14 protein-coding genes are annotated in these 13,405 nt (G+C 59.4%); all 14 read right to left on the bottom strand.

Translation table 11 applies throughout. From position 1 onward, the window contains the following. Positions 1–12: 12 nt before the first annotated feature. The 14 genes from ribH to mihF all read right to left on the bottom strand — a co-directional run bounded on the left by ribH (position 13) and on the right by mihF (position 13,369). Positions 13–492: a 6,7-dimethyl-8-ribityllumazine synthase gene (gene ribH / locus WMP96_RS08525; protein WP_086587628.1), complete on the bottom strand. Its 480-nt coding sequence runs from the start codon at positions 490–492 to the stop codon at positions 13–15. A gap of 40 nt (positions 493–532) precedes the next feature. Next, positions 533–1,795 (bottom strand): bifunctional 3,4-dihydroxy-2-butanone-4-phosphate synthase/GTP cyclohydrolase II, encoded by a 1,263-nt coding sequence (locus tag WMP96_RS08520; protein ID WP_340432886.1) that lies wholly within the window; start codon positions 1,793–1,795, stop codon positions 533–535. Between the two features lie 11 nt (positions 1,796–1,806). Then, the gene (locus WMP96_RS08515) at positions 1,807–2,421 is read right to left on the bottom strand and encodes a riboflavin synthase (RefSeq protein ID WP_301715727.1); all 615 of its coding nucleotides are present in this window, start codon (positions 2,419–2,421) and stop codon (positions 1,807–1,809) included. A gap of 35 nt (positions 2,422–2,456) precedes the next feature. Beyond that, positions 2,457–3,479: a bifunctional diaminohydroxyphosphoribosylaminopyrimidine deaminase/5-amino-6-(5-phosphoribosylamino)uracil reductase RibD gene (gene ribD, locus WMP96_RS08510; RefSeq protein WP_239204032.1), complete on the bottom strand. Its 1,023-nt coding sequence runs from the start codon at positions 3,477–3,479 to the stop codon at positions 2,457–2,459. After that, a complete protein-coding gene (rpe, locus tag WMP96_RS08505; RefSeq protein WP_340432883.1) occupies positions 3,479–4,147 on the bottom strand; it encodes a ribulose-phosphate 3-epimerase in 669 nt (222 codons plus the stop codon). The genes ribD and rpe overlap by 1 nt, the downstream gene beginning before the upstream one ends. A gap of 19 nt (positions 4,148–4,166) precedes the next feature. Next, positions 4,167–5,720: an RsmB/NOP family class I SAM-dependent RNA methyltransferase gene (locus WMP96_RS08500; protein ID WP_239204034.1), complete on the bottom strand. Its 1,554-nt coding sequence runs from the start codon at positions 5,718–5,720 to the stop codon at positions 4,167–4,169. Then, positions 5,717–6,667 carry a methionyl-tRNA formyltransferase gene (gene fmt / locus WMP96_RS08495; RefSeq protein WP_023021483.1) on the bottom strand — a complete coding sequence of 317 codons (951 nt, stop codon included), beginning with the start codon at positions 6,665–6,667 and terminating at the stop codon, positions 5,717–5,719. Before fmt ends, WMP96_RS08500 begins: the two co-directional genes overlap by 4 nt. 75 nt (positions 6,668–6,742) lie before the next feature. Beyond that, complete coding sequence (gene def, locus WMP96_RS08490; protein WP_023021482.1) at positions 6,743–7,255, bottom strand: peptide deformylase; 513 nt, start codon at positions 7,253–7,255, stop codon at positions 6,743–6,745. A gap of 98 nt (positions 7,256–7,353) precedes the next feature. Continuing rightward, positions 7,354–9,396: a primosomal protein N' gene (locus WMP96_RS08485; RefSeq protein ID WP_340432879.1), complete on the bottom strand. Its 2,043-nt coding sequence runs from the start codon at positions 9,394–9,396 to the stop codon at positions 7,354–7,356. An 11-nt stretch (positions 9,397–9,407) separates the two neighbouring features. After that, positions 9,408–10,640, bottom strand: coding sequence for a methionine adenosyltransferase (gene metK, locus WMP96_RS08480; RefSeq protein ID WP_340432876.1), 1,233 nt, complete (start codon positions 10,638–10,640; stop codon positions 9,408–9,410). Positions 10,641–10,749: 109 nt separating this feature from the next. Beyond that, the gene (gene coaBC / locus WMP96_RS08475; RefSeq protein ID WP_200287469.1) at positions 10,750–11,997 is read right to left on the bottom strand and encodes a bifunctional phosphopantothenoylcysteine decarboxylase/phosphopantothenate--cysteine ligase CoaBC; all 1,248 of its coding nucleotides are present in this window, start codon (positions 11,995–11,997) and stop codon (positions 10,750–10,752) included. 130 nt (positions 11,998–12,127) lie between these two features. Next, the gene (rpoZ, locus tag WMP96_RS08470; RefSeq protein WP_340432873.1) at positions 12,128–12,430 is read right to left on the bottom strand and encodes a DNA-directed RNA polymerase subunit omega; all 303 of its coding nucleotides are present in this window, start codon (positions 12,428–12,430) and stop codon (positions 12,128–12,130) included. 40 nt (positions 12,431–12,470) lie between these two features. After that, positions 12,471–13,040, bottom strand: a complete 570-nt coding sequence (gmk, locus tag WMP96_RS08465; RefSeq protein ID WP_301715722.1) for a guanylate kinase — start codon at positions 13,038–13,040, stop codon at positions 12,471–12,473. An 8-nt stretch (positions 13,041–13,048) separates the two neighbouring features. Continuing rightward, positions 13,049–13,369 carry an integration host factor, actinobacterial type gene (gene mihF / locus WMP96_RS08460; protein ID WP_005328460.1) on the bottom strand — a complete coding sequence of 107 codons (321 nt, stop codon included), beginning with the start codon at positions 13,367–13,369 and terminating at the stop codon, positions 13,049–13,051. Positions 13,370–13,405: the final 36 nt, after the last annotated feature.

The raw sequence follows: 13,405 nt of genomic DNA, 5'->3' as shown, positions 1-13,405 counted from the left end.
CATTGCTAAAAGTTACTTCTCTGCTGCGTTTAGTCTACGCAACTGCAGGGCGGTATCTAAAGCCGCCATCATTGCCTCGGCGCCCTTGTTTTCTGCCGAGTCTGCAAAGCCGGCGCGATCAATGGCCTGCTGCTGGTCATTGACGGTAAGGACGCCGTTCGCTACCGGGGTGGATTCATCGAGCGCGATGCGGGTAAGCGCCTGGGTAACCGAGTCACAGACGTAGTCAAAATGCGGCGTTCCCCCACGGATAACGCAGCCCAATGCCACCACCGCATCGTATGTGCGGGCGGCCGCCTGGACAACAACGCCAAGTTCCAAGGCGCCAACTACGCGGTACTCGGCAACCTCGGCGCCATTTTCCGTAGCGGTCTCTACCGCTTGGGCGTGGAGCTGATCGCAGATCTCCGCGTTCCATGTCGCAGTCACCACGGCAACGCGCAGTCCACTGCCATCTACCTGGGCAATTTCGGGTAGGCCTTCTTTACTCATTTCTTTCCTTTCGCGTGATCTCCACAAAGCTACTAAAGATCTACTTATGCGCCTCATCCCACTGGGCAACCTGCGGAAGATCGTGGCCCATGCGGTCGCGCTTCGTACGGAGATATTCAATATTATCCGCATGCGCCGGGATTGCTAGCGGGGTGTGATGACTTGCATCCACACCAAAACCGCTCAGGCCTTCGCCCTTATGTGGGTTATTAGTCAGCAGGTTCGCGGACTCTATGCCAAGATCACGCAGGATCTGGCCGGCTACGGAATACTCGCGTGCGTCTTCGGGCAGGCCCTGTTCTAGGTTGGCATCGACGGTGTCCATGCCGGAATCCTGCAGCCGGTACGCCTCCAGCTTATGCAAAAGACCAATGCCACGGCCTTCCTGACCGCGCAAGTAGATAACCACGCCGCTGCCTTCCTGACTGATACGGCGCATGGACTCATGCAGTTGCGGACCGCAATCGCAGCGCCGCGAGCCAAAGGCATCACCGGTCAGGCATTCCGAATGGACTCGCACCATGACCTCACGCGCGCCGCGCAGTTGGGCGGGATCGCCTGCCACCAACGCGACATGCTCCTGTCCATCTATTTCATGGCGGTAGCCAATGGCGGTGAAATGACCATACTCGGTGGGAAGCTGGGTGCTTACCTGGCGAATGACCTGGTTCTCACTATGGCGGCGCCACTCGATGAGCTGTGCAATAGAGATCATGGACAGGCCGTGCTTATCTGCGAAGCGGCGCAGCTCTGGCGATCGTGCCATGTCCGTGGGGTCATCCTCAGAGACGATCTCACACAGCACACCGGCCGGGCGCAGGCCCGCCAATCGGGCAAGGTCAATGGAAGCCTCCGTATGGCCATCCCGCTCTAGAACACCACCAGGGCGCGCGCACAACGGCACCACGTGACCCGGGCGGGTGAATTCGTCCGGCGTGGTATCAGGGTTTGCTAGCCGGCGAATAGTCTCTGCCCGCGAGGTCGCAGAAATACCGGTACTACCCGTAGCTGCGTCCACCGTCACTGTATAAGCGGTGCCGCGCACATCCTCGTTGACCGCCAACATCGGCGGTAGATTCAGGCGATTACAATCTTCTGGCAACAATGGTGCGCAGATATATCCAGAAGAGTAGCGCACCATAAAGGCCACCAGTTCCGGGGTGGCTAGCTCAGCGGCGAAAATCAGGTCGCCTTCATTTTCGCGATCCTCGTCATCGATAACAACTACCGGCTTACCAGCGGCGATATCCGCTATGGCCTGCTCAATGGAATCAAGACGGATACAATTATCACTCGCGCTCATAAGGTAGCAGTCTAGTCCTTGCCCTCAGGGGTTAGCGCTTCGGGGTGAAGCATCTTTTCTACGTACTTGGCCAGCACATCCACCTCGAGGTTGACTTCTCCTCCAACTGGCAATGCACCGTGAATAGTGTCCCGCAAAGTGGTGGGGATAAGGGATACTTCGAACCAGTCCGGCCCCACGGCGCTAACAGTCAGCGAGGTGCCGCTAACGGCAATTGAGCCTTTTTCTACGACGTACCGGGCAAGCTCGGCGGGCAAGCTAAACCGGAGGATATCCCAGTTCTCGGAGGTAGTCCGGCTCTGCAGCGTCGCGGTGCCATCCACGTGTCCTTGCATGATGTGACCGCCTAGCCGGGTGGTAGGCAGCAATGCCGGTTCCACATTGACCGAATCGCCCTCAGCTAGGCGGCCCAAAGCTGTCCGGTCGAGGGACTCCTGCATCACATCTGCGCAAAATATATCTCCAGATAGATCCGCCACGGTGAGGCATACGCCGTTGATAGCAATGGAATCCCCCAGTGCCGCCTCCGCGACGGTGCGCGGGGCGCGAATGCTCAAGCGCAAGGCGTCCGCGTACGGTTCCATACCGGCTACGGTGCCCAACTCTTGTACTAGCCCAGTAAACACATCCAGCCTTTCTCGTTATCTGCTAATCCGAGCGCCTAGCGCACATATTCAATTAGAACGTCATCACCCAGCGCCTTCATTCCCACGCGCTGGAATCGGGTGGCCCCCGCCAGAGTCTGGGTCACGGGATGGGCGAGCACGCCACGGCCTTCCCCCAGCAACAGGGGCGCAATATAGGCAGAGATAGCATCGACCAAGTCGGCCTTGAGGAAGCTACTGGCGAGTCCGGCGCCGCCTTCTACAAGGACGTCGCGTGCCCCGCTGGCGTAGAGCTCGTATAACGCTTCCTCGATGCTGTCGTAGTGCTCATATCCCAACTCGCGTAGGTTGCTTGCCGCATCGCCTGCCGATTCCAAATCTCGCTTGCCAATTACCACCCGGCGTGGCTGGTGTTCCCGCAAACTGCCGTCGCTAAACCGCGCGGTAAGTGACGGGTTATCAGCAAGCGCAGTGCCGGTGCCGACGATGATGGCGTCGCGGTGAGCCCTATCTGCATGCACCCAATCGCGCGCCCCTTCGCCCGTAATCCACTGGCTTGACCCATCCGCTGCGGCAGTAAAGCCATCCAGCGTCTGGGCGAACTTTAAGGTTACGTGCGGCCTGCGTGCTTTCATGGCAAAGAGCCAAGGCACGAGCGCATCATCGGCGTGCGGGGGCTTTTCCAGCTTGGCGACGTCCACCCCAGCCTCCGCCAACACACGCGCTCCACCGGCGGCCTGCGGAGTGGGGTCTGCATGAAGGTAGTACACGCGAGCCACGCCGGCATCGATAAGCGCCTGTGCGCACGGACCCGTGCGACCGGTATGCGCACACGGCTCCAAGGTGACCACGGCGGTGGCTCCTCGCGCCCTATCGCCAGCCTCGCGCAACGCCATGACCTCGGCATGCGCGCCTCCCACGGGCTGCGTAGCACCGACGCCCACGATGTCACCGGCAGTGGACACGATGACCGCGCCCACCGGCGGGTTGGGGCTCGTGGTTCCACGCACCTCAGCTCCCGCGGCCATTGCCCGAGACAGCGCTGCGGAAAGGGTACTCTCCTCTAGCTCCGCGCCCACTAGGCACCAGCCGCCAATTCACGCAGCTGATGTACGATCCCGGCGGGATCTTCTGCCTTGAATACGGCCGAGCCAGCTACAAAAGCATCGCACCCAGCCGCGGCGGCTTGGGCGATGGTGTCTGGCGAAATTCCGCCATCAATCTCGATGACGGTGTCGAGCCCCTGCTCATCAATGCTTTGGCGCAGCACCCGGACCTTTTCCAGCATCTCTGGCATGAATTTCTGCCCGCCAAAACCAGGCTCCACGGACATCACGAGCACCTCATCAAAGTGATGCAATTTATCCAGCCACGGTTCGATAGCCGTACCCGGCTTAATGGAAAAGGCAGCACGCACCCCTAGTTCTCGAATGCTCTGCGCCACATCCACCGCCGCCTGCTCATCGGCGACAGCCTCCACGTGGAAGATAATGGTATGCGCACCCGCCTTGGCATAGGTCTCCACCCATTGCTCGGGTTCCTCGATCATGAGGTGGACATCCAATGGTTTATTGGTAAGCCGATGGACCGTTGCCGTGATATCCGGGCCGAAGGACAGGGTGGGCACGAAGTGCCCGTCCATAATGTCCACATGGACCCAGTCTGCGGTTTCAATCGCCGCTAATTCCTCGCCCAAGCGAGAAAAATCAGCGGCCAAGATGGAAGGAGAAATAATCGGTGCGGACATGCCCACTAGTCTATCGCGATTAGTCAGCCGCGCGGCGCAGAGCCGCAAAGAACATGGCATCGGTACCGTGCCGATGTGGCCACATTTGCACGGACTTTTCATGCCCTACATCGCCCATATCAGGAATGAGCCTCTGCGCGTCTAGCTCTGTGGCACCGAGCTCGCGTACGGCGCGGTCGACGATGCCACGAGTCTCGCGCAAGTCTGGCGAACACGTGGAATAAATGACCACTCCGCCTGGGCGCACCAGGTTTAAGGCCGAGGATAAAAGCTCAAATTGCAGCTGAGTAAGCTCGGCAATGTCGGACTCAGACTTGCGCCACCGCGCCTCGGGGCGGCGACGGAGTGCGCCGAGTCCGGAACACGGGGCATCGACAAGCACTCGGTCAAACCCCTGACCCACGCCCGGATTGCGTCCATCTGCCACATGAACGTCCACAGGTAAATCACTTACCGTTTTTTCAATCAGAGCCGCACGGTGCGGGGATACCTCCACCGCGTCCACGTGCGCGGAGTCGATGCGGGCAAGCGCACCCATTAAGGCCGCTTTACCGCCGGGACCGGCGCAGAGATCCAGCCACCGACCAGTGTCTTCGCCCTCCACCGGCGCTTCACATACCGCGCGGGCGATAAGCTGCGAGCCTTCATCTTGGACTGCAGCCAAACCCTGACGTACCGGCTCCAATTGGCCGGGATCGCCGGACTCCATATACACGGCGTAGGGGGAAAAGCGCCCTTCCTCATTGCCGGTCACAAGTGCTAATTCTTCGGCCGAGATTTCCCCGGGACGGGCCACCAGATGCACCGCAGGCCTATCGGAGTCCGCAGCCAGGGCGGCCTCTAGCTCGCCCAGCCCCAGCACACGACTAAACGATTCCGCGATCCAGGTGGGATGGGCATGTTTGAAGGCAATGCCGGCGATTTCTCCCTCCGGGGCAAGCTTGTCCAGCCACGCCTTGGCCGACGTGCGGGTAATGGTGCGCATAATGCCATTGGCAAAACCCTTGGCCTTGACCTCACCGCTGGCTTCCACCAAGCGCACGGTGGTATCAACCGCCGCATGGGCCTCCACGCGGGTATAGAGAACCTGATACGCGCCCAAGCGCAAGGCATCAACCACAGCTGGAGAAATGGCTTCGAGGCTGCGCGAGGAGCATTCTGCGATGACGGCATCTACTACGCCGAGGGTGCGGAGGGTGCCGTAGGTGATCTCGGTGGCAAAGGCGGCGTCTCGCCCGGTGAGCTTTTGCTTACGCAGTGCTGTGGGCAAGATGAGGTTGGCAAAGGCATCGTCATCGCTCACCCGACGCACGACGTCGAAAGCCACCGCACGCGGCGCGTCCACACCAGCGGTCAGTGCAGCCTGAATCAGACTGCCTTCCTGGCGCTTGCCGGAACGCTGACCAGAAGCATGAGCCTGTCGACCTCTGCGGTGGCCGTTACGTCCACCATGTTGCTGCTGGTGCGGGCGGCCACCACGGCCTTTCGCTCCACCGGATTTCCGGGGGTCCTGCGGCTTGCCTTCCGGCGACTTATCACCAGATTTACTACGGGAACGGAAACCACCACTCATTGGAACTTCACCTCGGCATCCTTGCCTAGTCCGCGGGCCCAGTCGGCCGCATTCATCATTTTCTTGCCTGGTGGCTGGATTTTACCCAGCTGGACCGGCTGCGTTGCGGTACCAACAAAAACGGCGTTCTTTGCAATGTAGAGCTGCCCAGGCTCTAAGTGCTCCGGTACCGCGGCTGCTGCCTCCACGGGGCTTACTGGTCCCACTTTTACCCGGGCCTCGTCCCACATGGTCCATGCGCCAGGACCTGGGGTGTGCGCACGAATATGCCGGTCGATGGCAAAGGCAGGCTGGGACCACTCCACGCGAGCTTGTGCGGTAGAGATTTTCGGGGCATAGGTGGCCTCGCCCTGCTGCGGTTGTGCCTCCAACTGACCCGCCGCTAGGCCATCCATGGTGGCGACGAGCAGATCGCCGCCGGAATAGGCAAGGCGAGTGAGCAGGTCATCGGCAGTATCGGTGGTGCGGATTTCCTCCGTCACGGTGCCCAGCACCGGACCGGTATCTAGGCCTTCTTCAATGCGGAACGTAGATGCGCCGGTAATCTCATCACCGGCAGCTATGGCAGCTTGTACCGGTGCCGCGCCACGCCATGCCGGGAGCAGGGAAAAATGCAGGTTCACCCAACCATGCTGCGGCAGCTCCAGCAGGTCCTTGGTGACCAGATTGCCATAAGCCACCACCGGAATTGCCTCGGGTTCGAGCTCCCGCAGGCGGGCACGCAGGGCCTGCCCGTCCTCCGTGTCTGGACGCAAGCTGCTAGGAGTTAGCACTTCGATGCCATGTTCTTGGGCTACTGCTTTCACCGGGCTGGGGTGAAGGCTACGGCCGCGGCCCTTCCTAGCATCTGGGCGGGTAATTACCGCCACCACCTCATGCGAGGAGGCAATTAGCTTTTCCAAGGCCACAACAGCGGGCTCAGGGGTACCGGCAAAAATAATCCGCATGCGGGAAACTCTCCTATTAATCTCGTTCAAACTACTAGGCTACAACGCCGTAGCGCTGCCGCCACAGTAAGCGGGCTATGAGGCGTTAAACCACTCGGATTCACGGATGGCGCGCATAACGTCTTTTCGGTCCACGGCATCGAGGCGCTGCAGGAAAAGCACTCCATCGAGATGGTCTGTTTCATGCTGGATGCACCGAGCCATCAGCCCCGCAGCCACCATGGATAAGGGGCGGCCCTCTATATCCTGACCGCTGACAAAGACGCGGTTGAAGCGGGTGGTTTGCGCGCTAATGCCGGGAATAGAAAGACATCCTTCCGGGCCTATTTGCTGCTGCGCGCCCAACGGCGTCCAGACGGGATTAACAATCGCGCCACGCAAGCCAGATTGGGTATGCGAGCAGTCATAGACAAAAATCCGTTTGAGTATGCCCACTTGATTGGCCGCCAGCCCTACTCCCCCAGCTTCGTCCATGGTCTCGAGCATACCGTTGGCCAAAATGCGCAGTCCGCGATCGAACGTGCTTACTTCTTCTGCGCGACTGCCCAGGACAGGGTCGCCGTAGATACGGATTCCGCGAAGAGACATGGCAATCACACCTTTCTTATGCGCCGAAATAAAGCCGGCCTGACAATGGAGGGTTTCCCCGTCGAGACTAGCGCATAAGCCCTAGCCACCCGATACGGCTAACCCACGTGGATAGGATCAACCACGATACGCAGTGGCAAGTCATCCTTGCGCGCGCTACGCGCCGCGTTTGCACTGCGCAAGGCGCGCCCTAATTGGGAACGAGGCCCCAGTGGGGTGCGGATCACCAGCCGCTGCGCGGGACCAAAGCGCTGGCTATCGTAGTCGCCGGGCAGGCTATGGCCCGGGGGAAGAGGAACTGGGCCCAAAACCTCCGCATGCTCAGGAAGATCCACATGCTCAGCAAAGCCATCCAGGGACGCATCCGCACCGTCAATGGCGGCAAAGTGCACCGCAGGTGGGAATCGTACTTCTCGCCGGGCAGCAAGCTCGGCTGCGGCCGCGCCAACCATATCCCAGCGCAAGAAATGCTGAACCACGTTAAGAGACTCATCGGCAGCCACAATTACCCGGCCGCCCTTGAAATGCGGCTGCACTAGCGTGGCCGCCTGCGCCCACTTCGATAACGTGTCTTCAGTAGCACGCAGATCTTGGCGGTTGAGCAATGCACCAGCGTCCAAGAGCAGCGCCGCACCGTAGGCGCCATCTCGTACATTCGGTTCGGCGCCAGGGGTGGCGATGACTAGGGCCGGCGCATTATCCACTGCCTCGAGGATCTTATTTCCGCCAGAGACCACTACCCGGGTATTAGGAAAGGCACGGCCCAATTCCTCCGCGGTGCGCTCTGAGCCTAAAACGATGGCGCGCAGGCGCGGGGATCCGCATTCACTGCAGCGATGGCGCGCCTCGATGCGACCGCACCAGCGGCAGGTGGGCATTCCTGTCTCCTCCGCGCCGCCCTTGCTTGGCGACGCCCCCGTCGGCGGCAGCCCCAATGGCCCGTTGCAGTGCCGGCAGCGCGCCGGCGCGCGGCATCGGCCGCAGGCCAAAATTGGTGCGTATCCCTTGCGCGGTACTTGCACCAATACCGGCTCTCCCCTATCCAGCGCCTGATGGGCGGCTTGGAAGGCCTGTGCCTGAACTGAAGTGGTGCCGCCTTCTAAATCGCGAGCAATCGATAGACCGAATGGGCCTACCGCCTCAATGGCTGGGCAACGCGCCCCGATCGTTTGTTCTTTGGCGACCACATCGTGCGCCCAGCCTGACTCCACGAGGAGCTGCGTTTCCGCAGTCCGCGAATGGTTTGCCAAGACCATGCTGCAACCTTCAAAAGCAGAACGGGTGGTTAGCACTTCCCTGGCATGGACATAAGGTTTGAGGTTATCTACCAAATTATCGTTGCCATCATCGAGGATAACCGCCAGCTGTAGATGTTTTACTGGGGCGAAGGCGGCGGACCTAGTACCAATTACGACGCGCGCCTGGCCTACCAGGGCTGATAGGTAGCGGCGGTAGCGGGCCTGCGGGCCCATACTATTAGTCAGCACTGTAATCTGCTTCGCCCCTAATACCTGGCGAAGGGCGGCTTCTACCGCATCAACGCTCTTCTGGTCCGGGGCAACTAAGAGCACCCCGCCTCCGTCTAACGCCACCTTGGCCGCGAGCGCAGCTAAGGCATGCGCCCAATCATCGCCCGGGGCGATTTGCCATGCGGCACGGGCGAGCTTGCCAGACAGGATTGAATCAACGAAAGCCTCACCATGCTCATAAGCAGACCACCCCGAAAGGTCAGGCTCGCTCGTGGTACCGAGCTCCTCCCACGGGGTTTCCAAATCGGATTCCTCCGCCTTTGCGTGCCTAGGTGGAATAGCAGAGCGGATAATATCTGAGCGCACTCCGCCATAGCGGTCCGCTAGGGCGTCGATAAGCCGGGCAAGCTGCGGCGGATACACCTGGAACGGTGAGATGATGCGCTCGATAAAGCGCAGGTTACCGCCAAATTCAGAATCATGCAGCCGCTCTAGCACTATCGCATCAACCAAGCGTCCATTAAAGCGGATGCGGACCTTAATGCCCGGCTGAACGTCCTCCGAATCTGCCTCTTCTACAAGGTAATCAAAACCCCGGTCAAGGTGCGCGACCCCTAAAAGAGGCAACACCCGCACAACCGGTTTCCGGGTGGCGGGTGTTTTCTTAGGCATAAGCCCCGATTCTACAGACCGGCGGCCGCGCGCAGTGCTTCTACTCGGTTCAACTGTTCCCATGGCAGCTCAACATCGGTACGGCCAAAGTGACCATAAGCCGCAGTCTGGGCATAAATGGGCCGTAGCAGGTCGAGTTCGCGGATAATCGCGGCTGGACGCAGGTCGAATACCTGATTTACCGCAGCCTGAATATTCGCATCGCTCAGGCCTTCCTTAGCAGTGCCGAACGTCTCCACGTACAAGCCCACCGGCTTAGCACGACCAATTGCGTAGGCAACCTGAACTTCGGCGCGATCCGCCAAACCAGCGGCGACGATATTCTTAGCCACCCAGCGCAGTGCATAAGCAGCGGAGCGGTCTACCTTGCTGGGGTCCTTACCGGAGAAGGCGCCACCGCCGTGACGAGCCATACCACCGTAGGTATCGACGATGATCTTCCGGCCGGTAAGACCGGCATCACCCATGGGTCCACCGAGAATGAAAGACCCTGAAGGGTTGACCAACAACGTCGTGTCTTCGGTGTAGTACTTCTCCAAGCCCGCGTCCTTAATGACCCATTCAAGGACCTCGCTGCGCAATGGGCCCTCCAGCCAAGCGCTATCAACCTCAGTATCGTGCTGAGTAGAAATCACCACGGTATCTAGGTGGGAAGGCTCATTGTCATCGGTATAGGCGAAGGTCACCTGGGTCTTGCCATCCGGACGCAGGTGATCCACGATGCCCTCCTTGCGCACCTGCGTCAGGCGGCGAGAAAGCCGGTGTGCCAAGGCGATAGGCAGGGGCATATACTCGGCGGTCTCATTGGAGGCATAGCCGAACATCAAGCCCTGATCACCTGCACCAGCGGTGTCATTTTCCTCGTCATAGTCCTCGTCATGGGCGCGGGCTTCGGTGGAGTTATCTACGCCGGCGCCGATCTCCTGGGACTGCTCACCGATGGCAATATTGACACCGCAGGTATTGCCATCAAATCCCACCTCAGAGGAGGTAAAGCCAATGGACTTTAGGGTATCGCGCACGAGCGCCGGGATTTCTACATATGCCTCGGTGCGTACCTCTCCCACCACGTGAACCTGACCGGTGGTAACCAACGTCTCAACGGCGACGCGGGATACGGGATCCTTTTCCAGCAGGGCATCGAGGATGGCGTCCGAGATGGCGTCACAAATCTTATCGGGATGGCCTTCCGTAACGGACTCGCTGGTAAAAAGACGAGTTGCCGCTGCAGCGTTATCAGTCACAAAAACTTCCTTCGTTCTCACTGTTGATTCGATGCTGTGGGTTTTCTACGCCCAAGCCTAATACCTCGCAATCCTAGACCAAGCGGTCTATAAATGCAATTTTAGCTGTCTACACCCGAAACATTTCATTCACAGCCGCCAAAATCTGTGCGGCGACTACTTGTTTCGAGCCATGTTCCACCCGTTGCGGCGCGGAATCTGGCCGCAAAATCCATCCCTCATTCGACTTTTGGCCAAAGGTCTTGGCCCTACCGACCTCATTGGCCATAAGCACATCGCAGCCTTTGCGAACAAACTTTTCTTGGGCATATTCCAAGGCAGACTTGTGGGCGTCACCCGTTTCGGCGGCAAACCCCACAATCACACACTCCGCCGGAATCTCCGAGCGCTCTCGTGCGGCCACAAGCCCTTTGAGGACATCCGGGTTTTCTACCAAATGTAGGGCCGAGAGTGCGTCGTCTGCTTGCCCCTTCTTCATCTTTGACTCAGCTGCCTCCGCGGGGCGGAAATCAGAAACTGCGGCAGCCATAATGATCACGTCCGCATCACGGGCCTCTTCGTGCATCGCTTCCTCCAGTTCCCGGGTGGAAACAATGTGGCGCACCTTCGTACCGCTGGGGACAGGCAGCTGCGCAGTATTCCCAGCCACAAGGGTGACCTGAGCCCCCTTCTGGGCGGCCCATTCCGCGAGCGCGAATCCCTGCCTACCAGAAGATCGATTACCCAAGTACCGCACTGGGTCCAGTTCTTCCTGGGTGCCTCCCGCTGATATGACTACCCTTTTGTCTTGCCAGGTATGTTCAACCCGGTAACCAGCCAATTCGGTGCGCACTACCTCAGCAATCTGCTCCGGCTCCGGAAGGCGACCAGGACCTGAGTCCTTGCCGGTCAAACGGCCATGGGCGGGCTCAATAACCGTAATACCGCGCCGCCGCAAAGTAGCGACGTTGTCTTGCGTGGCGGGATTGTGCCACATCTCTGTATGCATGGCCGGAGCAATGATGACCGGGCACGTCGCCACCAACACGGTCGCCGTAAGTAGATCATCAGCCCGACCGGCGGCCAGTCGCGCGATTAGATCCGCAGTTGCGGGCGCAATTACCACAGCATCCGCCCGCTGCCCGATGTTAACGTGCTGCACCTCATCCACAGCCTCAAAAACGCTGGTGGAAACCGGGTGGCCGGACAGGGCTTCAAACGTTGCAGCGCCAACAAAGTTTAGTGCGCTTTCCGTAGGGACAACGCGCACATCATCGCCCGCCTCCTTGAGATTGCGCACAAGGTGGCACGCTTTGTAGGCGGCGATGCCGCCAGCAACGCCTACAACAATATTGCGAGAGCTATCTTTTTCAATCACACCGCACGATGGTACCTGGCGGCACAAAGAAAGGCCCCACTCGCCGCCCCGGGAAGGTGCACCCCTAGCCGGGGATACACGTCCGTGGCGACGCGTGGAGCCTACAAGCTATTGCACGCTTGTGCGCTAGCTACTTGCCTTCCTCGTGGTCCAGCAAGCCAGCGTCAATTTCGCGCAATGCGATGGACAAAGGCTTTTCGCCTGACTCTGGAGTAACCAGTGGGCCTACGAATTCGAAGACACCTTCATCCTGCTCTTGGTAGTAGCTATTGATCTGGCGGGCGCGCTTAGCAGCGAAGATGACCAAAGCGTACTTAGAGGAAACCTTGTCCAAAAGCTCATCGATCGGGGGATCAGTAATGCCGATCGGATCATCAAATACTGGCTCCGCCTTTGCGGCTTCAGTGTTAGAAGGGGTGGTCACGTTAGTCACATGCACCTTTACATTGATTGAAGATGGTCAAAAAGGAGGTCTATGCCTGCAGGATATCACTGATGGCAGCCACTGCCTGGTCCAAATCCTCGTTAACAACGACGTGGTCGAACTCATCCTGTGCGGCTAGTTCCTCATGCGCAGTTTGCAACCTACGGTCAATGACGTCTTGCGGCTCAGTACCGCGGCCGGTGAGCCGCTCCACAAGCACGTCCCATGATGGGGGTGCCAAAAAGACCAAGTCTGCCTCCGGCAGTGCTTTCTTAACACTCCTAGCGCCCGCAAGATCAACCTCAACGAGCACTGGGCGTCCTGCGGCCAAAGCTTCCTCTACCGGCTGAGCAGGGGTTCCAGAGCGCTGCAATCCACCGTGAATATCAGCCCATTCGAGCATTTCCCCGGCGTCGATTCGCTGCTGGAAGGTTTCTGGGGTGACGAAGAAGTAGTCAACACCATCCTGCTCCCCGGGACGGGGCTGGCGCGTAGTCATCGACACGCTAAAGTACAGCCCCTCGACGTCACTGCGCAGACGCGAAACCACGGTGGATTTTCCCACTGCGGATGGCCCCGCCAGAACGACGAGGCGACCGCGTGCAGTTGCGTCAGCCATGGTTGCAACTATTCGCCGTAACCGAAACGCTCGAGGAGAGCACGACGCTGACGCTCACCCAAGCCGCGCAGACGACGGGTCTGAGCGATCTCCAGGTCCTCCATGATTTCCTTAGCCTTGACCTTGCCAACCTTCGGCAGAGCCTCGAGGAGTGCAGAAACCTTGGTCTTGCCGATGATCTCATCGGTCTCAGCCTTTTCGAGCACGTCCTTCAGGTCGGTCTCGCCGCGCTTGAGCGCAGCCTTGAGCTCAGCGCGAGCCTTACGGGCCTCAGCGGCCTTTGCGAGAGCTTCCTTGCGCTGCTCATCAGTCAACTTTGGAAGGGCCACGGGTTTCCTCCGATTCATTAGATTGATTCTGTTACG

Origin of the sequence: Corynebacterium sp. KPL4035 (assembly GCF_037908325.1) — a bacterium.
Taxonomy (GTDB): domain Bacteria; phylum Actinomycetota; class Actinomycetes; order Mycobacteriales; family Mycobacteriaceae; genus Corynebacterium; species Corynebacterium kefirresidentii.
The sequence above is the reverse complement of the archived record's forward strand: the minus strand, read 5'-3'. Positions and strand labels throughout refer to the sequence as shown.

Coding starts and splice junctions, on each gene's coding strand:
- ribH (WP_086587628.1), bottom strand. CDS start 492: ATGAGTAAAGAAGGCCTACCCGAAATTGCCCAGGTAGATGGCAGTGGA.
- WMP96_RS08520 (WP_340432886.1), bottom strand. CDS start 1,795: ATGAGCGCGAGTGATAATTGTATCCGTCTTGATTCCATTGAGCAGGCC.
- rpe (WP_340432883.1), bottom strand. CDS start 4,147: ATGTCCGCACCGATTATTTCTCCTTCCATCTTGGCCGCTGATTTTTCT.
- WMP96_RS08500 (WP_239204034.1), bottom strand. CDS start 5,720: ATGAGTGGTGGTTTCCGTTCCCGTAGTAAATCTGGTGATAAGTCGCCG.
- fmt (WP_023021483.1), bottom strand. CDS start 6,667: ATGCGGATTATTTTTGCCGGTACCCCTGAGCCCGCTGTTGTGGCCTTG.
- def (WP_023021482.1), bottom strand. CDS start 7,255: ATGTCTCTTCGCGGAATCCGTATCTACGGCGACCCTGTCCTGGGCAGT.
- WMP96_RS08485 (WP_340432879.1), bottom strand. CDS start 9,396: ATGCCTAAGAAAACACCCGCCACCCGGAAACCGGTTGTGCGGGTGTTG.
- gmk (WP_301715722.1), bottom strand. CDS start 13,040: ATGGCTGACGCAACTGCACGCGGTCGCCTCGTCGTTCTGGCGGGGCCA.